This window comes from Streptomyces sp. NPDC054765 (assembly GCF_053612065.1).
This window is the reverse complement of sequence record NZ_JBSHBP010000007.1, coordinates 16,198-38,487: the sequence shown is the minus strand read 5'-3', so window position 1 is coordinate 38,487 and position 22,290 is coordinate 16,198. Positions and strand designations below refer to the sequence as shown.

Below are 22,290 nucleotides of genomic sequence, written 5' to 3'. Positions count from 1 at the left end.
GCCCCGGGGTCCGCAGTGCCGAGTGCCGAGTTCCGAGTTCCGAGTGCGCACCGGGACGGCCTCCGGCGTAACGGAGGATGTGACGGGCGGGCCCGCGGGCGTGGCCTCAGCCGTCGGCCGGTTTCCGTCTGCCGGCGCCGCTGATGCGGCGCAGCGCTGTCGGCCCGAAGCTGAGCGGGCGCGGCAGGCGTCTGATGCCGGTGCCGGTGCCGTGGCGCGGGGCCGAGGGCTGCTGGGGAGCGGGCGGCGCGGCCGAGAACATGGCGGCAGGCGTCGCCGAGAGGGCGGCGCCGCCACCTTTTGCCGCCGGGGGGCGCGGGCCGGCGGCCGACGCCGTTCCGGCCGTGGCCGGCCGAGACGCCGGGATCCGTCCGGGCGAGGCCTGGGCGCCCGGTGCACCGTCTGCCGCCGGGCGGAGCCGTGCCGCACCCCGGAGCAGGCCGAGCGCCGCGGACGGCCGCAGGAGCGGGGCCGTCGGAGCGGAGGGCGTCACGACATCGAGGTAGGCGCGGCTGACGGCGGGCCGGCCGGCGGTGGGGGAGTGGTCTCCCGTGCCGGTGGCCAGGGACCACGGTTCCCGGACGAGGCGTCCGACGGCCTGCTGCACCTTGCGGGCGAGTGCCGGATCGTCCATCCCGTGCCGCCGCAGTGCCCCGCGCAGCGCGGCGGCACCATGGGCGGCGAGGGCCAGGCCCTGGCCGCAGTCGGGGGCGAGCGAGGCCACGGCGCCACCGAGGACGACGAACCCCGTCGGCCAGGCAGGCAGTTGCTCATAGCGCCGATGCCGGCTGGTCGTGTCGCGGGACAGCCGTACCTCACTCAGCGGCTCGGCGTCGGCGATGAGATCCCCGATGACGGCATTGCCCGTACGACGGGCGAACGGCACGAACCGGCCCGCGTGTTGGGAGGGCCGGTCGTCCCCCGTGCCGGTGAGCGTGACCAGCCAGCGTCCGCCCTCGATCGGGACCAGCGTCGCCGTCTTGGCGGGGACCAGGCGCCGCGGTGCGAAGGGACCGGCCGCCGCGCCGGTGAACGCGGAACGGGTGGTGAGCACCGGCAGTTCCATGCCGACGGGCGCACGGAAGATACGGGTCGCCGAGACGATCCCGGAGTCCGAGACATCTTCGTGCGCGGTGGGCAGCCCCAGCGCGGCCAGCCGCTCCTGGGTGGTGGAGTGCCGCCCGGTGGCGTCGACGACGAGGTCGGCATCCAGACGGTACGTCGCGCCGCTGGTGGTGTCCCGGACGCGCACCCCGGTGATGTGTTCCGCGGTGCCGGTCAGTTCGGCCGCTTCGGTTCCGTCGAGCAGGGTCACCCCGGGGAGGGCCGGTACCTGGTGGCGGATGACCCGGTCGAGCAGATCGCGCGAACAGGCCAGCAGATACCCCGAGCGCGCCCGTCGCCCTGACCGGTCCTTCGGGGAGCGGCCGGTGGAATCCGGCTTCGGCAGGCGGCGGGCGCCTTCCGCCAGCCAGCGTTCGGTGCTCCCGGGCAGCAGGGCCTCGACCAGCCGGGCGCCCTCGGCCGTCAGCAGATGGGCGTGCCGTGCCTGCGGAAGGTCCGTGGGCAGGGCCGGAATCCGCGGCAGCCGGTCCCGCTCGACGACGATGACATCGGCGTATCCGGACAGGGTCGCGGCGGCGAGCATGCCCGTGAAGCCACCGCCGAGCACCACGGCGAGGTAGGGGTGGGTGAACTGGAGTCCTTCGCTGCTCGTCGTGCTCGACCCGTTCATGGGCAGTCCCTCTCTCGGCGGCGGAGCACGGTTCCCCGGTGGGTGCGGGACACTTCCAGAAAGGGCGGTGGCGCGTACGGTCGGGAACGCCGGCGTGCGGCGGCGATGACGGCGCCGGTGGCGGCCGTGAACGAAGCCGTCAACGAGGACGGCAGGGACGCGGACGCGGTCCGCAGCATGCGCAGAGGCGCCGGTGGAAGCGGCTGCGCGCGTTGTGGGTCCCGGCTGGCCGACGCGAACGCCGGCCTGCCGCCCCCCGATCTCCCCATCATGATTCCCCCTCAGGCCGTGCCCGCCCTGCCCTGCGCACCGCCACGTCCTCCTCCGCCACCCGCCCGTATCACCGGGTGGAGCGGGAGAGCGCCACTGCCTCGCAAAAGGCGTTCTGCCCCGGGGACGCAGCCGTCACCTCTGGTCAACGGCGGACACCTTTCCGGATCGTAGGCGGCGGCGATCACATCCGATAGCCAGGTTTGCGCGAGAGACGTGTGAGAGCCACCCGGGGGATACCGGAGGGTAGAACTGCAGTAAAACGTCGCAATGGGCGGAAACCGCTGCGGAGTTTTCTCGCGACGCGAGAAAGCGGCCGGAAAATTCTCGTGACGAGAGGGGTGGCGGGGCGCGCAGTCCCGCAGGGTTGGCGCGAAATGATCGGGTATCCGCGGGCAGATGGCCGACGTGCCTACCCTGTGCGGGCACCGCACCGGAGAACCCGAAGGAGAGTCGTGCGCGCGATTGTGATGCGAGAGTTCGGCGGCCCGGACGTGCTGCGGCTCGACGACGTTCCCGAACCCGCGCCCCGCGCCGGCCACTCGCTGGTCGACGTGGCCCTGGCCGGCATCAACTACGCGGACGTGCACGTACGGGGGGACTCCTACCTCGCGCCCGTCGTGCTGCCGTACGTACCCGGGAACGAGGTCGTCGGGACGGTGGACGGCGGCCGGCGCGTCGTCGGGCTGTGCCGCGGCGGCGGATACGCGGAGCGCACACTGCTGCACCGCCGCGTCACCTGGGACGTCCCCGACGCCGTCAGCGACGAACAGGCCGTCGCACTGGCACTGCAGGGCAACAGCGCCTGGCATCTGCTGTTCACCTCGCTGCGCCTCGCCGAGGGCGAGACCGTCGTCGTGCCGGCCGCGGCCGGCGGCGTCGGTTCGCTGGCCGTCCAGCTCGCCGCGCACGCCGGCGCCAAGGTCATCGGCCTGGCGGGCTCGGCGGAAAAGCGCAAGCTGGCCGGGGAACTGGGGGCCCACGCGGTGGTCGACTCGACCGCCGAGGATCTGACCGAACGCATCCTGGACGCGGCCGGCGGCCCGGTCGACGCGGCGCTGGAGATGACCGGTGGTGCCACCTTCCGGCGGACCCTCGCCGCCGTCGCACCACGCGGCCGGCTCGCCGTCTACGGATTCGCCGGGGGCGAGCCGGCGAGCGTGCCGACGCGGGAGCTGATGGCGCGGAGCATCACCGTCTCGGGCTTCTGGCTGCCGCAGCTCTATGCGGACCGCACGGCGCTGCCGACGTCCATGCAGGCGCTGTTCGACGCGGTCGCCGACGGCAGCCTCAAGCCGCTGACCGGCAGCCTGTACCCGCTCGGTGAGGCGGCACGGGCGCACCACGAACTGGCCGCACGCACCCCGACCGGAAAACTGGCCCTCGACGTCGCCCGATAATTCCGGTAGCCCGGGGTGCCGGACGGGCACCACGGCCGCGGGAGCAGACCCCGGGGCCGGCCGCCACGCAGCGCGGGCGGGGGTGCCGGCTCGCAGTGCAACTGCCGTGCGCCTTCGGGCGCGGACCACTGCCAGGGGAGAGAGCACACGATGGGCAACCGCACCACAACCACAGGAGCGACGGCCTCGGCCGCCGTGCCCGCCACCGGCGTGGCGCCGCATACCGCGGGCCGCAAGAAAGCGCGCCAGGCGCCCAAGGGCACGTCGTCCACGGGCTCCCGGGCATCGGGATCCGGCCATGCCGAGCGGGTCTTCCTCGTCCAGACGGCCTTCGCCGAGCTGGGCGGATCCGCTCATGGACCCGGTGAGATCGCCGAGTTCACCGGCCTGGACGACTCCGTCGTCTACCGCATCCTGCAGTCCGGCATCTACCAGCGCATCTTCGAGAGGGTGGACCGCGGCCTCTACCGGCTGCGGACCTCGGCCGCCCAGCTGGCGTTCACCGCGCTCGACCACCGCCTCGACGGCGCGACCTCCCAGACCGTGCTCCGCGAACTGCGGAAGGCCACCGACGGCGGCCTGGCGTTTCTCTACATGGTGGCGCCCTTCTCCGGTGCGCAACGGCAGTGCGTCGACATGGCCGTCGGCGACTCCGACCTCGCGGAACTGGGGATGACACCGCGCGATGTGCTGTCCGTGACGCGTTCGCTGCGCACCGGTGCCTCCGGGCGGACGATCCTCGCCTACCTGCCGGAGGTGCTCCAGCAGCGGGTGCTGGCCGAGCCCGTACCGGACCAGGCGGGGCCCGGCGTCTACCGGGACAACGAGGCCCTGGTGGAGTCGCTCGCCGAGGTCCGCGACCTCGGCCATGCGCTCGGCTACGAGGAGTGCATGGCCGGCTGGAACTCCTGCGCGGCGCCGATCATGTGGGACGGCTCCATCATGGGAGCGGTGCTGCTTCTCCAGCTCAAGTCCGTGATGCCGGTGGCCCCGGACCGCGTCATCGAGGCGACGAAGGAGGCGGCGGCCGAACTCAGCCGCTACGGAGCCGCCCGGCCGTCCGCGGACCGGCCCTGAACGTCGGCACCCGGCCGCCGGACCGGTCATGAACCGGTCCGTCCCTCCCTGTGCGGTATCAGCGGCCGCACAGGGAGGTGCCCGGAGTGCCCAAGGAGGCCTGACGGAAGCCGAGTTGGCCGCCCCTGCCGCGGCGGGGGCGGCGACGCCGGCGCAGCGGAGGGCGGCGGACGGCGGTCCGGCGGGCGGCCGGGCGGCGGTCCGTGCCCTCGGCGGTGGCGTACGGCGCGGCGCCGTGTCCCGGGCCGGAGCCGTCTGCGGTGTCCACCTCACCACGCCGCCGGAGCGGCCGCTCCCGGGCTGACGCCGCACGCCCCGCGACGCGCATCCGTGCAGAATGGCGGGGTGCGGCTCGAAGCGATCACCTGGGAACGGCTCACCGACGCGCTCGCCGGGCGCATCGCCACATCGGAGGCGAAGGACGGCAGCCCCTGGCTGCGCGTGGCCCTCGACGGGGCTCCCGCTGCCGCGCCCGGCGAACTGGCCGGCCGGCTCGCCGAGGCGTTGCGGGTCCGGGGGCGGGCGGTGCACAAGGCCGGCGCCTTCGGCTTTCTGCGCCCCGCCTCGCTCCGGCTCGAATACGGCCGCGAGGACCCCGACGCCTTCCATGACGCGTGGTTCGACCGGCAGGCCCTGTGGCGCGAGGTGTTCCAGCCGCTGGACCCGGGCGGCACCGGGCGGGTGCTTCCGGACCTGTGGGATCCGGTGGCGGACCGGGCCACGCGCAGCGCATACCTGGAACTGCCACCCGGCGGTGTCCTGCTGCTGCACGGCCCCCTGCTGCTCGGTCACTGGTTTCCCTTCGATCTCTCCGTGCATCTGAAGCTGTCGCCGGCCGCGCTCGCCCGCCGCACTCCGCAGGACGAGCGCTGGACGCTGCCCGCGTTCGCGCGCTACGAGGCCGAGACCCGGCCCGAGGAGACGGCGGATGTGGTCGTACGGGCCGACGATCCCCGCCGGCCGGCCTGGAGCGGCCCGGTCTGAGCGCCCGGCCCGGTCTGAGCGCCCGGTACGGTCTGCGCGCCCGGCCTCACACGAGCTGCCGGATCTCGCCCCGGACGCGGTAGAAGCCGCCCGCGGCCGCCGACAGCTCATCGACGGCATACCGCGCCCCGGGCCGGCGTATATGACGCGGGAACTGCACGTTCCAGGACGGTTCATAGCCCTCGGAGAGGACATGGACCCGCAGCCGGTCGTTCTCCTGCACGCACTCCACCACGATCCCCGAAGCGGCGGCGGCCGGCACCGTCCGCACCGTGGCCGACGGGGTATAGGTGGGCAGCGCGGCGGCCGACTTCACATCCCGGGCCACCGGCACCGTGCCCGACCGGGCGGCGGCGACCGCCGCGTCACTCGCATCCACGCACACCAGAGAGCCGTCGGTGGTGACCATGTACAGCTTCTCGTCCCGGTATTGCATGGACAGCGCCGATCCACCGCCGGTGCCCAGCTTCCACAGGCGGGTGCCGTCGGCGGCGAAGCAGTACACCGAGGAGGCCGAGTCGCCGGCGAAGACATAGCGGCCGCCCGGGGCCGTGGCACAGGAGTAGACGACCGAGTCGCACGGATATGTGGCCTCCAGCGCCCCGGTGTCCTTCGCCAGCCGCTGGACGACGCGCCGGTCGGTGCCGGCGTACACCGAGTGGTCCTCCTGCCAGCCGAACAGCACCGCGCCCTTGGTCGGGGTGTGCCACAACTCGCTGCTGCCGTCGGCGGAGTAGGCGGTCACACCGTGGTGATGACCGTGGTAGACGGCGCGTTCGTCCCGTCGCACCATCCAGGCGTGCTCGCCCGCGCTGCGCCGCGACCACTGGTACTCGTCCTCGTGGTCGATCACCGTCAGCCCGCCGTTGCGGTCGGCGACGTTGAGGATGCCCTCGCGGATGTCCAGCCAGAAGATATCGACGTCGGGGGCGATGCCGTAGGCGGCGAAGGGAAGCTTCGAGGAGAGGTCGTAGACCGTGCCGTCGTCGCAGCCCGCATAGATCCAGAAGTCGTCCGCCACCAGGCACTTGACGCCGTCGGGGAGCTGATAGCGCGCCAGCACCTCGCCGTCGTGGCCCAGGGTGTGGACCTCGCCGTTCTGGTTTCCCACCCAGCAGCGGTCCTCATCGATATGGATGCCGAAGGCCGATGCGCCCGTACGGAAGCGCCACAGCACCGGGGCGACCGCGCGGGCCGTCGAGGGGGCGGAGGAGACCTGGCGCCGCGTCACCGGGCGGGCCGTGCGCCGGCCCCGGACCGCAGGCGCATAGCCCTTGCGGACCTTCTCGCCGATCTTCCGGGCGGCCGCGGCCTGAGCCTTCTCCCGGGTCGGGAACGCCGAGGTCTGCTGCTGGCCGGCCGCGCCGATGCGTCCGTAGCGCACCGAGACGACCGTGTCCTGCACCGTCACCTCGTAGAACTTGTGGGCGCCGCCGCCCTCTTGCGACAGCTCCAGATACGTTGTGGTCCCGGACATGGCAATATCCCCTCCCCGGGCGGCCCCACGGCCGTCCCCCGCTGGAAAAACCGTACGGCCGACCACTGACAACCGAGCCCGGACCGCCGGGCGCGGACCGCTGACCGGCGCGCCGGCGGCGGCGGTTAGCGTGAGTCCGTGACCACTTCATTCAACGCATCCGACGACTCCGCCGCGCTGCCCGGCAGCCAGGGGCCCACCGCGACCGTGGAGGCCCTCCCGCGCTCCGTCGGCACCGTAAAGATGTCCTATGCGCCCGACCCCGACGGCGACCCCGACCCCGGCGAGATCGTGTGGACCTGGGTGCCCTACGAGGAGAACGACGGCCGGGGCAAGGACCGCCCGGTGCTGGTCGTCGCCCGTGAGACCGGCGGAACGCTGCTGGCCGTGCAGCTGTCGAGCAAGCGGCACAACAACGACCGGGAGTGGGTGCCCCTCGGGACCGGCCCGTGGGACCGCGCGGGGCGCGACTCATGGGTGGCCGTGGACCGGGTGCTGAGGGTGCACCCGGCCGGGATGCGGCGCGAGGCCTGCGCGCTGGACCGGGGCCGCTTCAACCTGGTGGTCAACCGGCTGCGCGAGCGCTACGGCTGGCGCTGACGGCCGTGGTCCGGGGGGTCAGCCGTCCGCCAGGGCCAGGAGTTTGGTGACGGTGTTCCAGTTGCGGGCGGTGGCCGTCACCCCGAGCGGGGCGCGGCTCAGGGCCGCGGCGAGCTTGGAGCGGCCCATGCCGCCGGGGCACCACAGATACAGTTCGCGCCCGATCAGCCGGTACCGGTCGGGCGCGAACGCGGACAGGTCGAGCGCGTCCAGCCGGGACGTGTCGGACGGCACCGCCGACAGGAATGTGACATGCAGGCTCCTGGGCTCCGGCACGGCCTGCGGAAACGGGTTCGCGGTGATGGCGGCGGCCAGCTCGTCGCGGGTCCGCACCACGACCGGCACCGTCAGGCCGAGCTCCGCGGCGATCCGGTCGTGCAGCAGCCGGGCCGTCTGCTGCGGCGGCGTACCGGGGTCGGCGAAGACGATATTGCCGGTCTGCAGCAGGACCGAGACGTCCTCGAAGCCCAGGGACCGGGCCACCTCCAGCTGCTTCGCTTTGGGGAAGGAGCGATGGCCGCCGACATTGATGCCGCGGAGCAGAGCGATCTGACGGGACATGGCGTTGCCCTTCGTAGGAGCCGGACCGGGGGGATGGACGAGGGCCGGCATCAGAAGAGCGGTGCGGGCAGCACACCTTCGAGGGCCAGCAGCAGACGCTTGGTCTCCAGCCCGCCGCCGAAGCCGCCGATGCCGCCGTCACTGGCCACGACACGGTGGCAGGGGACGATGACCGGCAGCGGATTGGAGCCCATCGCGGCGCCCACCGCACGGGCGGCGCCCGGCTCCCCGACCCGGTCGGCGAGGTCCTGATAGCCGACGACGCTGCCGTAGGGGACGTCAGCCGCCAGGGCATGCAGGACCCGCGAGGGGAAGCCGGCGGACAGCGACCAGTCCAGGGGGACGGTGAAGGACCGCAGCTCCCCGGCGAAGTAGGCGGTGAGCTCGGCCGTGGCCGTCGTCAGATGAGGTACCGAGGCGCACGGCGCCCCGCCGAAGAACTGCTCCAGACGGGCCAGCTCCCGACGGGTGGTCCGCTCGCCGGCATGGAAGGCGACCCGGGCCGGCCCCTGCCGGGTCGCGGCGAGCAGCAGCGGCCCGACGGGGGTCTCCAGCCGCGTCCAGGCCCACTCGCGCGCAGGCGCCGCCGCCGGAGGGGAAACCTGCTCGGAATTCGTCACCTGACCAGGGTAGGGCGCACCACTGACAAAACGACGGGGAACGGACCGGCGGCTCTCGCCGGCACCCGTTCCCCGTCGGCGCGGGACCCTCAGTCGTTGGTGCCCTCCAGCGCGTCACGCACCACGTTGGGCTTGTTGGTGATGATGCCGTCGACGCCCAGTCCGGCGACCTTGACCGCGGTCGCCGCGTCGTCGACCGTCCAGGTGTACAGGTCCAGCGGCCGCCGGTGCGGGCCCTTCAGACCGTGCACGGCGGCGACGTACCCCGGGGTGACCGCCGTGTGGACGGGGTTGATCTGGTCGCAGTACTTCGCGAACTTCGGGAGGTCGGCGACGGACGGATTGCCGAGGAAGCCCGTCTTGATGTCCGGCCGCAGGCGGTGCACGGTCTTGATCGCGTCCGCGTTGAAGCTCTGGATGATCAGGCGCTGCTTGAGGTGTCCCTTGTCCAGCCAGCCCGCGTGGCGCAGCTCCGTCAGGGTCTGCCGCTCGATGCCGGGGTAGAGCTCCGGCGACTTGAGCTCCATCAGCAGACTCTGGTCGTTGTGCTCGACCTCGTCCATGTAGTCCTCGAGGGTCGGCACCCGCTCCCCGCGGAACTTCGGTCCGAACCAGCTGCCCGCGTCCAGTTTCTCGATCTCGTGGAGCGTGAAGTCCGACACGTTCCACGGGGAGCGGTCGGGAAAGACCTTCTTCACGTTGGTCGTCCGGGCGAGCGAGTTGTCATGGAGGATGACCAGCTCGCCGTCCTTGGTGCGCTGGACGTCGTTCTCGACCCACTCGAAGCCGAGCCGGTCGGCCGCGTCGATCGAGGCGAGGGTGTTCTCGGGCGCGTACGACGAGGCGCCGCGGTGGGCGACCGTCACCGGCGGGTGTCCGGCCGGTGCGGCCTGGGCGACGGTTGTGGAGAGGACGAGCGCGGACAGACCCATGAGCGCACCGGCGACAACGGTGGCGACGGGGCGAATACGCATACGGACTCCTCGTGACGTCGTGGACGTGAGCTGACGTGAAGCGACGTGAACCGGGTCGGACGGGCAGAGGCTCGCAGCCGGGCCGTAGCGGGAGGCGGTCGTGTGGTGGCCGGGCGCTGAACGAGAAGTGGCCGGTTTTCCGTTGCGGAGCGACACGCAGTTGCAGGATGCCCGGATCAGCCGTGCCACAGACGTACGTTCCGACGCCGTCCAACTTGCCGGAGCCGAGGCATCCGCGCATCTTGGCCGATGATGCGTCACCCCTCGTGCTTCTGAACGGTTTTGGCCGGGCGTCTCGGAGGGCGGGCCGCCACGGCCGGCTCCGCGCTCGGCCCACCGTTCTCCCGGCCCGGGTCCGGACGGGCCGCTGGTCAGCTTTCCCGCACACCTCGGCCGCCGTCCGCGGTCCCGCGCCCACCGCCGTCCCCCGCTCGCCGCCGCCCGGTGCCCACAGGCCGTCGCGGGACGTTCGCCAATACCACAACAAACCCTAAAAATGCAGGTCAGAGCGCTGATCGCGTCGATTGTCAGTGCCGAGTCGTACGGTGGATGCCATGCGGCCCGTATCAAATATCGAACGCACGGTGGCGCCTTTCGAGGTCGTCAGCCCCTACCAGCCCAATGGCGACCAGCCGGCGGCCATCGCCGAACTCGAGCGGCGCATCCGCGGGGGTGAAAAGGATGTCGTCCTGCTCGGCGCGACCGGCACCGGCAAGTCGGCGACCACCGCGTGGATGATCGAGAAGCTGCAGCGCCCGACGCTCGTCCTGGCGCCCAACAAGACCCTCGCGGCCCAGCTCGCCAACGAATTCCGCGAGCTGCTGCCGAACAACGCGGTCGAATACTTCGTCTCCTACTACGACTACTACCAGCCCGAGGCGTACGTCCCGCAGTCCGATACGTACATCGAGAAGGACTCCTCCATCAACGAGGAGGTCGAACGGCTGCGCCACTCCGCGACGAATTCGCTGATCACCCGGCGTGACGTCGTCGTGGTCGCCTCGGTGTCCTGCATCTACGGCCTGGGTACGCCGCAGGAGTACGTCGACCGGATGGTGCCGCTGAAGGTCGGCGACGAAGTCGACCGTGACCAGCTGCTGCGCCGCTTCGTCGACATCCAGTACACGCGCAACGACGTGGCCTTCACCCGCGGCACCTTCCGGGTGCGCGGCGACACCATCGAGATCTTCCCGGTGTACGAAGAGCTGGCCGTGCGGATCGAGATGTTCGGCGACGAGATCGAGGCGCTCTCCACCCTCCACCCCCTGACCGGCGAGGTCATCAGCGACGACCAGGCGCTGTACGTCTTCCCGGCCAGCCACTACATCGCCGGCCCGGAGCGCATGGAGAAGGCCATCGCCGGGATCGAGGCCGAGCTGGCGGACAGCCTCGCCAGGATGGAGAAGCAGAGCAAGCACCTGGAGGCCCAGCGGCTGCGGATGCGCACCACCTACGACATCGAGATGATGCGCCAGATCGGCTCCTGCGCGGGCATCGAGAACTACTCGATGCACATGGACGGCCGCGAGCCCGGCTCCGCGCCCAACACCCTCCTCGACTACTTCCCGGACGACTTCCTCCTGGTCATCGACGAGTCGCATGTCACCGTCCCGCAGATCGGTGCCATGTACGAGGGCGACGCCTCGCGCAAGCGCACCCTCGTCGAGCACGGCTTCCGGCTGCCGTCCGCCATGGACAACCGGCCGCTGAAGTGGGAAGAGTTCCTGGGGCGCATCGGCCAGACCGTCTATCTGTCCGCGACCCCGGGCCCGTACGAGCTCGCCCGGGGCGACGGCTTCGTGGAGCAGATCATCCGCCCGACCGGCCTGGTCGACCCGGAAGTGGTGGTCAAGCCCACCGACGGACAGATCGACGACCTGGTGCACGAGATCCGTGAGCGCACGGAGAAGGACGAACGCGTCCTGGTCACCACCCTCACCAAGAAGATGGCCGAGGACCTCACGGACTACTTCCTCGAGCTCGGTATCCAGGTCCGTTATCTGCACAGCGACGTGGACACCCTGCGACGGGTGGAGCTGCTGCGCGAGCTGCGGTCGGGCGAGTACGACGTCCTGGTGGGCATCAACCTGCTGCGTGAGGGACTCGACCTCCCGGAGGTCTCCCTCGTGGCCATTCTGGACGCCGACAAGGAGGGCTTCCTGCGGTCCGGTTCGGCACTCATCCAGACCATCGGACGCGCGGCGCGCAATGTCTCCGGGCAGGTGCACATGTACGCCGACAAGGTCACCCGGGCGATGGAGAAGGCCATCGACGAGACCAACCGCCGCCGGGAGAAGCAGCTGGCGTACAACAAGGAGCGGGGCATCGACCCGCAGCCGCTCCGCAAGAAGATCGGCGACATCGTCGCCACGATCGCCCGCGAGGAGATCGACACCCAGGAGCTGCTGGGCACGGGGTACCGCAAGGGCTCCGGCGCCAAGGAGGCCCAGGCCAAGGCGCCGGTCCCGGCGCTCGGCGGGAAGGCCGCGAAGGGCAAGGGCGGCAAGGCGGGCGCGGCGCTGACGGACCGTCCCGCCGCCGAACTCGCCGAGCTCATCGAGGAGATGACGGAACGGATGCGGGCCGCCGCGGCCGAGCTGCAGTTCGAGGTCGCCGCCAGGCTGCGCGACGAGGTCGGCGAACTGAAGAAGGAGCTGCGGCAAATGAGGGAGGCCGGGGTGAAGTAAGGGGGAGCGGCGCGAGCTGAGGGGGAGTATCCGGACGATGTGCGGCTGCCCTTCCGGGCGGTGCGCACCGCCCTTGGCGCGGCATCGCCGCACGTGAGCGGCGGGTGTCCGGCGATGCCCGGTGTGTTGCAGAAGCGCCACAAAACGCGGGTCCGGCGCGCCCCCGGCCCGCCGTCGTGCGTAGGGTCGAAGGGGCCGCCGGAAAGCTGGGCGGGGACAGCAGAGAGAGGGGACGGCGCGTGTCGGTCAATTTGTCCAAGGGGCAGGGCATCAGCCTGCAGAAGTCCGACGGCGGAAGCCTGACCGCGGTGCGGATGGGGCTGGGATGGCGCTCGGCGCCGCGCCGCGGACTGTTCGGGAGGCGGACCAGCGAGATCGACCTCGATGCCTCCGCGGTGCTGTTCGCCGACAAGAAGCCCATGGACGTCGTCTTCTTCCAGCACCTGGTCAGCGACGACGGCGCGGTCCGGCACACCGGCGACAACCTGGTCGGCGGTGCGGGCCAGGGCGGCGACGACGAGGCGATCCTGGTCGACCTGGCACGGGTGCCGGTGCACATCGACCAGATCGTGTTCACCGTCAACTCCTTCACCGGTCAGACCTTTGCCGAGGTGCAGGACGCCTTCTGCCGCCTGGTGGACGAGACCACGGGCCAGGAGCTGGCCCGCTACACCCTCACGGGCGGCGGCAACTACACCGCGCAGGTCATGTCCAAGGTGCACCGCGTGGGCGGCGGCTGGCAGATGACGGCCATCGGCGAGCCCTCCGTCGGCCGCACGTTCCAGGACCTCGTCCCGGCGATCCTGCCGCACCTGTAAACCACCACCACCCGCGGCAGCGCGTACCGGGCGGCGCCGGGCCGGGCCGCTGCCGCTCCGGGCCCGCGTCCGGGGAGGCCACACACCACCAGGGGGAACAACGATGACCGCCGAGCTGGTCCGGGGGCAGAACCATCCACTGGACCGGGCACGGGTGGAGATCCGGGTGACGGCTGGCTCCCCCGTCGTGGCCGGGGTCACTCTCGGCGACGCGCAGGGCAGGCTCGCCGGCGCCGACGCGGTGGCCCACCCGGGCGCGCCCCGGCGCACCGGCGTCGAGGTTCCCCGTCAGGCGGCCACCGAGCACCGCATCGCCGTGGATCTCGACGCGCTGTCCGGTGCCGTCCACCGGGTGAGCGTGCTGCTGGCGCTGCCCGGCGGGACCGGCGCGCCGGCCGCGTTCGGCTCGGCCGCCGCGCCGTCCGTCACGGTCACCGGCCTCGACGGCACCGCCCTCGCCTGCTACACCGTCACCGGTCTGGGCGCCGAGTCCGCCGTCATCGCCGTGGAGCTCTACCGCAGGCAGGGCGCCTGGAAGGTGCGCGCCGTGGGCCAGGGGTACGCGGACGGCCTCCCGGCGATGCTGCGCGATCAGGGTCTGCCGCGGGCCGCTGAGCTGGCCGCCGAGATCGAGGCAGCGATCAGCCGGGGACAGGCCCGCGCCGTCCGGGCGCCCGCCCCCGTGGCGGCGAGCCGTTCCGAACGGGCCGGGGCGGGCCCGGCCGCGGCGGACCGGCCGTCCCCCGCGCACACCTCCGCAGCTGACGGCCCGGCACCCGCCGGCAGCGGAGCCGGACCGGTCACCGGGCCGAAGACCGGAGCCGGCGCCAAACCCACGGACGCGGCGCCCGCCCCCGTGGGTGGCGGCCCCGTCGACTACCGGCACCCACGCCGCCGCAGCGTCCCCGCACCGGCCGCCCAGGTGCCGGCCGGCCCCGCTCCGGCCGCCGCCCCCGCGGGCGCACCCGTGCCCGCGGGGACCCCCGCCCCGTCCGACGGGCCCGCGCTGCCCGTGGCCGGTGACGCCGCCGGCTGGAGCTTGGAGGAGCGGCTCTACCACCAGGTCTGGGGCATGTTCGAGGATCTGGCCCGCTCGGTCGCGGCCTACCGCAGCGCATCCGGCTTCGCCGAATCCCGCCTGGAGCAGGAGCTCGACCAGGCCCTGTCCGACCCGCGCCGGCGCGTCGGTACGGCAGCCGATGCCGCCCGCGCCACCGCCCGTGACAAATACGCCGCCCTCGTCGCTCAGGCCCGCGCCGCCCTCGACCGTGACCTCGCGCAGCTCGCGGCCGAGTCGGCGGTCGTGGAGCCCGCGCTGCCGCCCGCCTTCGCCCGCTGGGACAGCCCCGTGTGGGAGGGCTACCACGCCCCGCCGGAGCGTGCGATGGCGGTGCGCCTGGGCGATCTGTACCTCCCGGAAGTCCTGGACCTGCGCATTCCCCTGCTCGTACGCCTCCCCCTGGAGCGCGGGCTGTGGATCGACAGCGGGCCCGATGCCTACGCCGGGCGTGACCGCCCCGGCCCCGACCCCGACCGCGACATCGCCCGGCGGGAGCTGGGCAGCGCGCTCACGGACGGGCCGCCGGACGAGGCCGAGCTCCGCCGGCTGGCCATGGAGACGGCCGTCGCGATCGCCGTCCGGATGCTCGCCGGTCACCCCGCCGGCGACTTCGCGGTGCAGGTCATCGATCCGGGCGGCAGCGCGGCGAGCGCGCTCGCGCCGCTGGTCGAGAGTGGCGCGCTGCCCGCCGCCCCGCTCCCCGGCGCCAAGGGAGTGGCCGCGGTGCTGGAGGCGCTGATGCGCCGGGTGGACCTCGTCCAGATGGCCGTGCGCCACGACGCCGCGGACTCACTCCCGCCGGATCTCGACACCGCCGGGCAACTGCTGATCGTGCATGACTTCCCGCACGGCTTCGACGACCGTGCCCTCACCCAGCTCCGCTATCTGGCCGACGAGGGCCCGGCGGCCGGGGTGCATCTGATGATGGTCGCCGACCGCGCCCGGTGCAGGGAGTACGGCCCGGTCCTGGACCCGATGTGGCGCTCGCTGCTGCGGATCACACCCGTGCCCGATGCCCATCTGGCCGATCCCTGGGTCGGCCATGCCTGGACGTACGAGCCATTGCTCGCCCCTCGGGGGAGTCAGGTGGTGCGGCAGGTGCTGGGCCGGGTCGCGGCCGCCCGTCGAGCACTCTGACCAGCCACTTTACCTACTTCTTTACTATTCATTGGACTTCCTTTACGCTTCTTGATGCGGAGGGGAGTATTCCCGCTACGACGTACCCGTCATCACGGATTTGCGAGTGTGACGCGATCCCGGGGCGTCGGCCTTGTTCCCCCAACGGGCGGAACGGGGCGGAAGAGACCTCCGGCAGCGACGACGCTGTAAGTGCCGTACGACTCTGCCGGAGGAGCAGTGGACGTTTCCCTGACCCTGTGGGCGCTGACCATCCTTGGTCTGTGCGCCCTGATCGCCGCCGATTTCTTCATCGGCGGCCGCAAACCCCACGAGGTCTCCCTCAAGGAGGCCGGAATCTGGACCGGTGTCTGGATCGCGCTTGCCGCGCTCTTCGGCCTCGGGCTGCTGCTGTTCGCCGGCACCGCACCGGCCGGTGAATTCTTCGCGGGCTTCATCACCGAGAAGTCCCTGAGCGTCGACAACCTCTTCGTCTTCGTACTGATCATGGCGAAGTTCGCGGTCCCGGCGGTCTACCAGCAGCGGGTGCTGATGGTGGGCGTGCTGATCGCGCTGGTGCTGCGGGCCGGCTTCATCGCTGGGGGCGCCGCGATCATCGCCAACTTCTCCTGGGTGTTCTACCTCTTCGGCGCCTTCCTCATCTGGACGGCGTGGAAGCTCATCAAGGAGGCCCGCGCCGGGGAGGAGGACGAGGAGTTCGAGGAGAACCGCTTCCTCAAGATGGTCGAGAAGCGCTTCCCGTCGACCGACACGTACCACGGGACCAAGCTGTTCATCGTCGAGAACGGCCGGCGGCTGATGACGCCGATGCTGATCGTCATGCTGGCGATCGGCACCACCGACGTCCTCTTCGCGCTGGACTCCATCCCGGCGATCTTCGGCCTCACCCAGGACCCGTACATCGTCTTCACCGCCAACGCCTTCGCCCTGATGGGCCTGCGGCAGCTGTACTTCCTGATCGGCGGACTGCTCAAGAAGCTGGTCCACCTCTCGTACGGCCTGTCCGTCATCCTGGGGTTCATCGGCGTGAAGCTGGTGCTGCACGCCCTGCACGAGTCAGGGGTGGCCGTTCCGGAGATCAGCATTCCGGTCTCGCTGGGCGTCATCTGTGCCGTGCTGGTCGTCACGACGCTCACCAGTCTGCGCGCCTCGAAGAAGCAGGCCGCGGCCGAGGCGGCGGCCAAGGAGCGCATCGACGTCTGAGGCCGGTCCCCACGGCCCGCGGGCACAGCGCCGACGGCGCCCGGCCCCGCTCCTCGTCGGAGCGGGAACCGGGCGCCGTCGCGCGGGCAGCGCACTGACCCGCTGCCCGTCCGGAGTCCGAACAGGTTCGCCGTGCCCCTGCTACCAGCCGCGCTCGTGCCACTGCGCGAGGTGCGGCCGCTCCGCGCCGAGTGTGGTGTCGCAGCCGTGCCCCGGGTAGACCCAGGTCTCGTCGGGCAGTTCGCCGAAGAGCTTGCGCTCCACGTCGTCGATCAGGCGGGTGAAGTTCTCGGCGCTGCCGAAGGTGTTGCCGACGCCGCCGGGGAACAGGCAGTCGCCGGTGAACAGATGGGGTGCGCCGTGCGGGTCGTCGTAGACCAGCGCGATGCTGCCCGGTGTGTGTCCGACCAGATGGCGCGCGGTCAGCTCGACCCGGCCGACGGTGAGGGTGTCACCGTCCTCGACCAGCACATCGGTGGGGACGGGGATGCCCTCGGCGTCGTACCGCCCGGCGTAGGTCCGCGCGCCCGTCGCCTCCACGACCTCGCGCAGCGCGCCCCAGTGGTCGCCGTGCCGGTGCGTGGTGACCACGGACCCGATGCCGCTGTCGCCGATCAGTGCGAGAAGGGTGTGCGGTTCGGCGGCCGCGTCGATCAGCAACTGCTCATCGGTCGCCCGGCACCGCAGCACGTAGGCGTTGTTGTCCATCGGACCGACCGCGACCTTCGAGATCATCAGGTCGGTCAGCTCGTGCACGTCGGCCGGTCCGCCGACCTTCACTGCTCCGCTGTAGCCCATGGGACCACTCTAGAGCGGCGGTACGGCGGGCAGCCCGGAGCCATGGCTGTCCAGCTTGCTGCCGTCGCCGCGCCCGGTGAGCCAGCCCACCAGCGCGGTTGCGGAGCCCGTCACCACCACGGGCGCAGCCTCGGTGCCCGGTCCGGGGCCGAGGCGGCCGGTGCGCCACCGGCGGCCGTCGTCGGCCCGCAGTTCCAGCGCGGGCAGATCCGGGTGCCCGGCGAACTTGATCGTGGCCAGGAAGGCCAGTTCGCTGTCGACGAAGGCGGGCGACAGCTGGTCGAGGGTGTGGCCCACGCCGAGGTCGACATGGTGCAGTTCGAGTTCGGCCAGCCGGCGCAGGGGCAGCCGGTCGGCCCGTTCGACGACGTTGTTGCGCATCTCGACCTCGTACGCCCGGCGGGCCTCCGGCAGCGCGTCCATCGCCGTGTCCAACCGCGCCGCCGTCTCCCTGAGGTCCTCCAGATGTGCCGCCAGCGGGCGGTCGGCGTCCCGCTCGATATCGGCCGCACGGGCCTCGGGACCGGCGTACATCGGCGTGCGCACCTCCGTGCGGGCCCAGGTGAGGAGGTTGCCCAGCGCGTCCGCGTTGCGTGCCAGATGGGCGAGGACATGGCCGCGGGTCCAGCCGGCGAGCAGCGACGGCTCGCCGATCGCCGCGTCGTCGAGTTTGCTCACCGAGACGAGGAGCCGGTCGGTGGCCTCACGGACGGCTGCCACATCGTGCGGGAAGTCAGGCGGGGTGAGGGTCATGGTCCGACGCTAGCGCCGCCGGGGCGGGTTCGGGAGTGGGCCGGAGCCGATCAGGGTGTACGCGGGCGGCGCGGGCGGCGCGCGGCAGCCGGAAGGGCCGCCGGGGCGCGCCGCCCGCGGTGGTACAGGCCACCGCTTCGCCGGGCGCCCCGAACCAGCGCCGGAGCGCGGCCACCACCTCGTCCGGCGCGTCCGGGCCGCCGGGGAAGTCCGCCGTCCGGGCGGTGCAGCCGTCCGGCCGCACCAGAAGGACGGCCGGACCGGGCCGCTCGGGGCAGCCCGCCGTGACCACCTCCATCCCGTCGTCGTATCCCGTCGCGCGCGTGCGCACCTCGCCGTCATCGGCGAGACCGGGCAACAGCCGCTGTCCGCCCCGCAGATGGTCCGCGAGCCGGGTGCCGTCGCAGCCGGATGCCGTCGGAGAGCGCGAGGCCGGGTGCGCTGCGGCCGGTCAGCGGGTGGTCGCCGGGTGGTCGCCGGGCAGGTCGTAGCGCTGCGCGACACCGGAGACGGCGGGCGGAGGGCGGTTTCACCGAGGAGGGCGGGGGGCTGACGCTGCGCGAGCGCAAGAAGCTGCGCACCCGGCAGTGGGTCTTCGGGGAGGCCACGCTGCTGTTCATCCGGCGCGGCTTCGGTAACGTCACCGTGGCCGAGGTGGCGGGTGACGATGCGGACCGGCCCGGCCGTGACGCCCGGCCGGCCGTGGCGCTGATCATCGCGGGGATCCGGGCGGCTTACGCCGGAGCGGCGGCCCGGCGGATCGGGAGTGACCCCGTGGACGCGGTGGCCGTTGAACCGGCGGAGGCGCTGCGGCGTACGTTCGATGCGCTGGAGCGGGCGCTGCCCGGCATCGCTTGACGGGGGAGTTCTCGCAGCGTACGGGCGTGCGGTGGGCCGGGAAGATTGTGGGGCCGCCACACGTTCGGGTGAAGAGGGCTTGCGAACCCTCTAAATCGAATGCGCGTGCTATAAGCTCGTGTGTGGCATCCGAAAGACAGTGCCGCGGCGGGCCCCATACCCTGGGGCGGGGGCTCCCGCTCCGCTTCGTCGCCTCTGCTCACCCACCGTGCGGCGGACGCAGAGCCGCGGCCCCCGCCCCCCTCCAAGAAAGGTGCCGACCGGCGTGGCCGACCGTCTCATCGTCCGTGGCGCTCGCGAGCACAATCTCAAGAACGTCTCGCTCGACCTCCCCCGCGACTCCCTCATCGTCTTCACGGGGCTCTCCGGGTCGGGCAAGTCCTCGCTCGCTTTCGACACGATCTTCGCCGAGGGGCAGCGGCGCTATGTCGAGTCGCTCTCCTCCTATGCCCGGCAGTTCCTCGGGCAGATGGACAAGCCCGATGTGGACTTCATCGAGGGCCTGTCCCCCGCGGTTTCGATCGACCAGAAGTCGACCTCGCGCAACCCGCGCTCGACGGTCGGCACGATCACCGAGGTCTACGACTACCTCCGCCTGCTCTTCGCCCGTATCGGCAAGCCGCACTGTCCCGAGTGCGGGCGGCCGATCGCCCGGCAGTCGCCGCAGGCCATCGTCGACAAGGTGCTCGAACTCCCCGAGGGCAGCCGCTTCCAGGTGCTCTCCCCGCTGGTGCGCGAGCGCAAGGGCGAGTTCGTCGATCTCTTCTCCGACCTCCAGACCAAGGGCTACAGCCGGGCGCGGGTCGACGGGGAGACGATCCAGCTCTCCGAGCCGCCGAAGCTGAAGAAGCAGGAGAAGCACACCATCGAGGTGGTCGTCGACCGCCTCACGGTCAAGGAGTCCGCCAAGCGGCGGCTGACCGACTCCGTCGAAACCGCCCTCGGGCTCTCCGGCGGCATGGTCATCCTCGACTTCGTCGATCTGGACGCGGACGACCCGCAGCGCGAGCGGATGTATTCGGAGCATCTCTACTGCGCTTACGACGATCTCTCCTTCGAGGAGCTGGAGCCCCGCTCCTTCTCCTTCAACTCACCCTTCGGCGCCTGCCCGGACTGCACCGGCATCGGTACGCGCATGGAGGTCGACCCCGAGCTGATCATTCCCGACGAGGACCGTTCCCTCGACGAGGGGGCGATCCACCCCTGGTCGCACGGCCACACCAAGGAGTACTTCGGCCGCCTGGTCGGCGCGCTGGCGGACGCCCTCGGATTCCGTACGGACATCCCCTGGGCCGGACTCCCGGCGCGGGCCAAGAAGGCGCTGCTGCACGGCCACAAGACCCAGATCGAGGTGCGCTACCGCAACCGGTACGGCCGCCAGCGGGCCTACACGACCCCCTTCGAGGGAGCCGTGCCGTTCGTCAAGCGGCGGCACTCCGAAGCGGAGAGCGACACCAGCCGGGAGCGCTTCGAGGGCTATATGCGCGAGGTGCCCTGTCCGACCTGTGAGGGCACCCGCCTCAAGCCGATCGTGCTCGCGGTCACGGTCCAGGAGAAGTCGATCGCCGAGGTCGCGGCCATGTCGATCAGCGACTGCGCCGACTTCCTGCGGGACATGAAGCTCGACGCCCGCGAGAAGAAGATCGCCGAGCGGGTCCTCAAGGAGGTCAACGAGCGGCTGAAGTTCCTGGTCGACGTCGGCCTGGACTATCTCTCGCTGAACCGCGCGGCCGGCACCCTCTCCGGTGGCGAGGCCCAGCGCATCCGCCTCGCCACCCAGATCGGTTCCGGCCTGGTGGGCGTGCTCTACGTCCTCGACGAGCCGTCGATCGGGCTGCACCAGCGCGACAACCACCGGCTGATCGAGACCCTGGTGCGGCTGCGTGACATGGGCAACACCCTGATCGTCGTGGAGCACGACGAGGACACCATCAAGGTCGCGGACTGGGTCGTGGACATCGGCCCCGGCGCGGGTGAGCACGGCGGCAAGGTCGTGCACAGCGGCCCGATGAAGCAGCTGCTGGCCACCAAGGAGTCGATCACCGGTCAGTATCTGTCCGGCAAGAAGGCCATCGCCATGCCGGACCTCCGGCGGCTCACCGACCCGTCGCGGCAGCTCACGGTCCATGGCGCGAAGGAGAACAACCTCCGCGACATCGACGTCTCGTTCCCGCTCGGGGTGTTCACCGCCGTCACCGGCGTCTCCGGCTCCGGCAAGTCGACGCTGGTCAACGACATCCTCTACACCCACCTCGCGCGTGAGCTGAACGGCGCCAAGTCGGTGCCGGGCCGGCACACCCGGGTCGCCGGCGACGACCTGGTGGACAAAGTCGTCCATGTCGACCAGTCGCCGATCGGCCGCACCCCGCGTTCCAACCCGGCCACCTACACCGGCGTCTTCGATCACGTCCGCAAGCTCTTCGCGGAGACGATGGAGGCCAAGGTCCGCGGCTATCTGCCGGGACGCTTCTCCTTCAACGTCAAGGGCGGCCGCTGTGAGAACTGCTCCGGTGACGGCACGATCAAGATCGAGATGAACTTCCTGCCGGATGTCTATGTGCCGTGCGAGGTCTGCCACGGTGCGCGCTACAACCGGGAGACGCTGGAGGTCCACTACAAGGGCAAGTCCATCGCCGAGGTGCTGGACATGCCCATCGAGGAGGCGCTGAGCTTCTTCGAGGCGGTGCCGACCATCGCCCGGCACCTCAAGACGCTCCACGAGGTCGGTCTCGGGTATGTCCGGCTCGGCCAGTCCGCGCCGACGCTCTCGGGCGGTGAGGCGCAGCGCGTCAAGCTGGCCAGCGAGCTGCAGAAGCGCTCGACGGGCAGCACGGTCTATGTCCTCGACGAGCCGACCACCGGTCTGCACTTCGACGACATCAGCAAGTTGATCAAGGTGCTGTCCGGCCTGGTCGACAAGGGCAACACGGTGATCGTCATCGAGCACAACCTCGATGTGATCAAGACGGCGGACTGGGTCGTCGACATGGGACCGGAAGGCGGCAACGGCGGAGGCCTGGTCGTCGCCGAAGGCAGCCCCGAGGATGTCGCGTCGATCCCGGCCAGCCACACCGGTAAGTTCCTGCGGGAGATCCTCGGCGAACGCGTCAGCGATGCCGCGCGGGTGGGGGCCTCCGCCAAGAAGCCGGTGGCCAAGAAGACCGCGGCGAAGAAGACGGCGGCGGCCAGCAAGACGGCGGCGGCCAAGAAGACCGCGGCCAAGAAGACGACGGCGCGGGCCCGCCGGGCCTCCTGACGCCGGCCGACCGTTCCCGGAC

The 22,290-nt window shown here is 71.6% G+C and carries 19 protein-coding genes; 10 read left to right on the top strand and 9 right to left on the bottom strand.

Annotated features, from left to right (window positions below; translation table 11 throughout):
• Window positions 1-106 precede the first annotated feature (106 nt).
• Window positions 107-1,735 carry an FAD-dependent oxidoreductase gene (locus ACWGJY_RS07000; RefSeq protein ID WP_453259740.1) on the bottom strand — a complete coding sequence of 543 codons (1,629 nt, stop codon included), beginning with the start codon at window positions 1,733-1,735 and terminating at the stop codon, window positions 107-109.
• A 725-nt stretch (window positions 1,736-2,460) separates the two neighbouring features.
• Between ACWGJY_RS07000 and ACWGJY_RS06995 the strand changes: the two genes are divergently transcribed.
• Together ACWGJY_RS06995 and ACWGJY_RS06990 are read left to right on the top strand one after the other, a co-directional pair.
• Entirely contained in the window at window positions 2,461-3,405 is a 945-nt protein-coding gene (locus tag ACWGJY_RS06995; protein WP_453259739.1) for a quinone oxidoreductase family protein, read from the top strand.
• Between the two features lie 150 nt (window positions 3,406-3,555).
• Window positions 3,556-4,482, top strand: a complete 927-nt coding sequence (locus ACWGJY_RS06990) for an IclR family transcriptional regulator domain-containing protein (RefSeq protein WP_453259738.1) — start codon at window positions 3,556-3,558, stop codon at window positions 4,480-4,482.
• Between the two features lie 58 nt (window positions 4,483-4,540).
• Here ACWGJY_RS06990 and ACWGJY_RS06985 read toward each other — a convergent pair whose 3' ends face one another.
• Window positions 4,541-4,750, bottom strand: a complete 210-nt coding sequence (locus ACWGJY_RS06985) for a hypothetical protein (protein WP_453259737.1) — start codon at window positions 4,748-4,750, stop codon at window positions 4,541-4,543.
• Between the two features lie 77 nt (window positions 4,751-4,827).
• Between ACWGJY_RS06985 and ACWGJY_RS06980 the strand changes: the two genes are divergently transcribed.
• On the top strand, window positions 4,828-5,466 hold the full coding sequence (locus ACWGJY_RS06980; RefSeq protein ID WP_453259736.1) for a uridine kinase: 639 nt from the start codon (window positions 4,828-4,830) through the stop codon (window positions 5,464-5,466).
• A gap of 46 nt (window positions 5,467-5,512) precedes the next feature.
• Here ACWGJY_RS06980 and ACWGJY_RS06975 read toward each other — a convergent pair whose 3' ends face one another.
• Window positions 5,513-6,943, bottom strand: coding sequence for a WGR domain-containing protein (locus ACWGJY_RS06975; protein WP_453259735.1), 1,431 nt, complete (start codon window positions 6,941-6,943; stop codon window positions 5,513-5,515).
• 138 nt (window positions 6,944-7,081) lie between these two features.
• On the opposite strand from ACWGJY_RS06975, the gene ACWGJY_RS06970 reads away from it, so the two are divergent.
• The gene (locus ACWGJY_RS06970; protein ID WP_453259734.1) at window positions 7,082-7,543 is read left to right on the top strand and encodes a type II toxin-antitoxin system PemK/MazF family toxin; all 462 of its coding nucleotides are present in this window, start codon (window positions 7,082-7,084) and stop codon (window positions 7,541-7,543) included.
• 18 nt (window positions 7,544-7,561) lie between these two features.
• Here the strand turns inward: ACWGJY_RS06970 and ACWGJY_RS06965 are convergent, their stop codons facing one another.
• From ACWGJY_RS06965 to ACWGJY_RS06955, 3 genes are all read right to left on the bottom strand, one after another.
• A complete protein-coding gene (locus ACWGJY_RS06965; RefSeq protein WP_453259733.1) occupies window positions 7,562-8,104 on the bottom strand; it encodes a DUF1697 domain-containing protein in 543 nt (180 codons plus the stop codon).
• A 50-nt stretch (window positions 8,105-8,154) separates the two neighbouring features.
• A complete protein-coding gene (locus ACWGJY_RS06960) occupies window positions 8,155-8,724 on the bottom strand; it encodes a methylated-DNA--[protein]-cysteine S-methyltransferase (protein ID WP_453259732.1) in 570 nt (189 codons plus the stop codon).
• A gap of 89 nt (window positions 8,725-8,813) precedes the next feature.
• Window positions 8,814-9,698 (bottom strand): glycerophosphodiester phosphodiesterase, encoded by an 885-nt coding sequence (locus ACWGJY_RS06955; RefSeq protein WP_453259731.1) that lies wholly within the window; start codon window positions 9,696-9,698, stop codon window positions 8,814-8,816.
• A gap of 554 nt (window positions 9,699-10,252) precedes the next feature.
• Here ACWGJY_RS06955 and uvrB point away from each other — a divergent pair.
• The 4 genes from uvrB (at window position 10,253) to ACWGJY_RS06935 (ending at window position 16,603) form a co-directional block, all read left to right on the top strand.
• Window positions 10,253-12,385, top strand: a complete 2,133-nt coding sequence (gene uvrB / locus ACWGJY_RS06950) for an excinuclease ABC subunit UvrB (RefSeq protein ID WP_453259730.1) — start codon at window positions 10,253-10,255, stop codon at window positions 12,383-12,385.
• A 239-nt stretch (window positions 12,386-12,624) separates the two neighbouring features.
• Entirely contained in the window at window positions 12,625-13,203 is a 579-nt protein-coding gene (locus tag ACWGJY_RS06945; RefSeq protein WP_453259729.1) for a TerD family protein, read from the top strand.
• Window positions 13,204-13,306: 103 nt separating this feature from the next.
• Window positions 13,307-15,400: a TerD family protein gene (locus ACWGJY_RS06940; protein ID WP_453259728.1), complete on the top strand. Its 2,094-nt coding sequence runs from the start codon at window positions 13,307-13,309 to the stop codon at window positions 15,398-15,400.
• 219 nt (window positions 15,401-15,619) lie between these two features.
• Window positions 15,620-16,603: a TerC family protein gene (locus ACWGJY_RS06935; protein WP_453259727.1), complete on the top strand. Its 984-nt coding sequence runs from the start codon at window positions 15,620-15,622 to the stop codon at window positions 16,601-16,603.
• A gap of 141 nt (window positions 16,604-16,744) precedes the next feature.
• Here the strand turns inward: ACWGJY_RS06935 and ACWGJY_RS06930 are convergent, their stop codons facing one another.
• From ACWGJY_RS06930 to ACWGJY_RS06920, 3 genes are read right to left on the bottom strand one after another with little or no spacing between them, the layout of a single operon-like run.
• Window positions 16,745-17,401, bottom strand: coding sequence for an MBL fold metallo-hydrolase (locus ACWGJY_RS06930; protein WP_453259726.1), 657 nt, complete (start codon window positions 17,399-17,401; stop codon window positions 16,745-16,747).
• Window positions 17,402-17,410: 9 nt separating this feature from the next.
• Window positions 17,411-18,154 (bottom strand): maleylpyruvate isomerase family mycothiol-dependent enzyme, encoded by a 744-nt coding sequence (locus tag ACWGJY_RS06925; RefSeq protein WP_453259725.1) that lies wholly within the window; start codon window positions 18,152-18,154, stop codon window positions 17,411-17,413.
• Window positions 18,135-18,512: an aromatic-ring hydroxylase C-terminal domain-containing protein gene (locus tag ACWGJY_RS06920; protein WP_453259724.1), complete on the bottom strand. Its 378-nt coding sequence runs from the start codon at window positions 18,510-18,512 to the stop codon at window positions 18,135-18,137. The genes ACWGJY_RS06925 and ACWGJY_RS06920 overlap by 20 nt, the downstream gene beginning before the upstream one ends.
• Before the next feature lie 53 nt (window positions 18,513-18,565).
• On the opposite strand from ACWGJY_RS06920, the gene ACWGJY_RS06915 reads away from it, so the two are divergent.
• Both ACWGJY_RS06915 and uvrA read left to right on the top strand, forming a co-directional pair.
• The gene (locus ACWGJY_RS06915) at window positions 18,566-19,012 is read left to right on the top strand and encodes a hypothetical protein (protein WP_453259723.1); all 447 of its coding nucleotides are present in this window, start codon (window positions 18,566-18,568) and stop codon (window positions 19,010-19,012) included.
• 265 nt (window positions 19,013-19,277) lie between these two features.
• The gene (uvrA, locus tag ACWGJY_RS06910; protein ID WP_453259722.1) at window positions 19,278-22,268 is read left to right on the top strand and encodes an excinuclease ABC subunit UvrA; all 2,991 of its coding nucleotides are present in this window, start codon (window positions 19,278-19,280) and stop codon (window positions 22,266-22,268) included.
• Window positions 22,269-22,290 lie beyond the last annotated feature (22 nt).

Excerpts from the sequence above, each read along its gene's own strand:
- ACWGJY_RS06915 (WP_453259723.1), top strand. The coding sequence starts at position 18,566 with ATGCCGTCGGAGAGCGCGAGGCCGGGTGCGCTGCGGCCGGTCAGCGGG.
- ACWGJY_RS06990 (WP_453259738.1), top strand. The coding sequence starts at position 3,556 with ATGGGCAACCGCACCACAACCACAGGAGCGACGGCCTCGGCCGCCGTG.
- ACWGJY_RS07000 (WP_453259740.1), bottom strand. The coding sequence starts at position 1,735 with ATGAACGGGTCGAGCACGACGAGCAGCGAAGGACTCCAGTTCACCCAC.
- ACWGJY_RS06955 (WP_453259731.1), bottom strand. The coding sequence starts at position 9,698 with ATGCGTATTCGCCCCGTCGCCACCGTTGTCGCCGGTGCGCTCATGGGT.
- ACWGJY_RS06930 (WP_453259726.1), bottom strand. The coding sequence starts at position 17,401 with ATGGGCTACAGCGGAGCAGTGAAGGTCGGCGGACCGGCCGACGTGCAC.
- ACWGJY_RS06975 (WP_453259735.1), bottom strand. The coding sequence starts at position 6,943 with ATGTCCGGGACCACAACGTATCTGGAGCTGTCGCAAGAGGGCGGCGGC.
- ACWGJY_RS06925 (WP_453259725.1), bottom strand. The coding sequence starts at position 18,154 with ATGACCCTCACCCCGCCTGACTTCCCGCACGATGTGGCAGCCGTCCGT.
- uvrB (WP_453259730.1), top strand. The coding sequence starts at position 10,253 with ATGCGGCCCGTATCAAATATCGAACGCACGGTGGCGCCTTTCGAGGTC.
- ACWGJY_RS06940 (WP_453259728.1), top strand. The coding sequence starts at position 13,307 with ATGACCGCCGAGCTGGTCCGGGGGCAGAACCATCCACTGGACCGGGCA.
- ACWGJY_RS06965 (WP_453259733.1), bottom strand. The coding sequence starts at position 8,104 with ATGTCCCGTCAGATCGCTCTGCTCCGCGGCATCAATGTCGGCGGCCAT.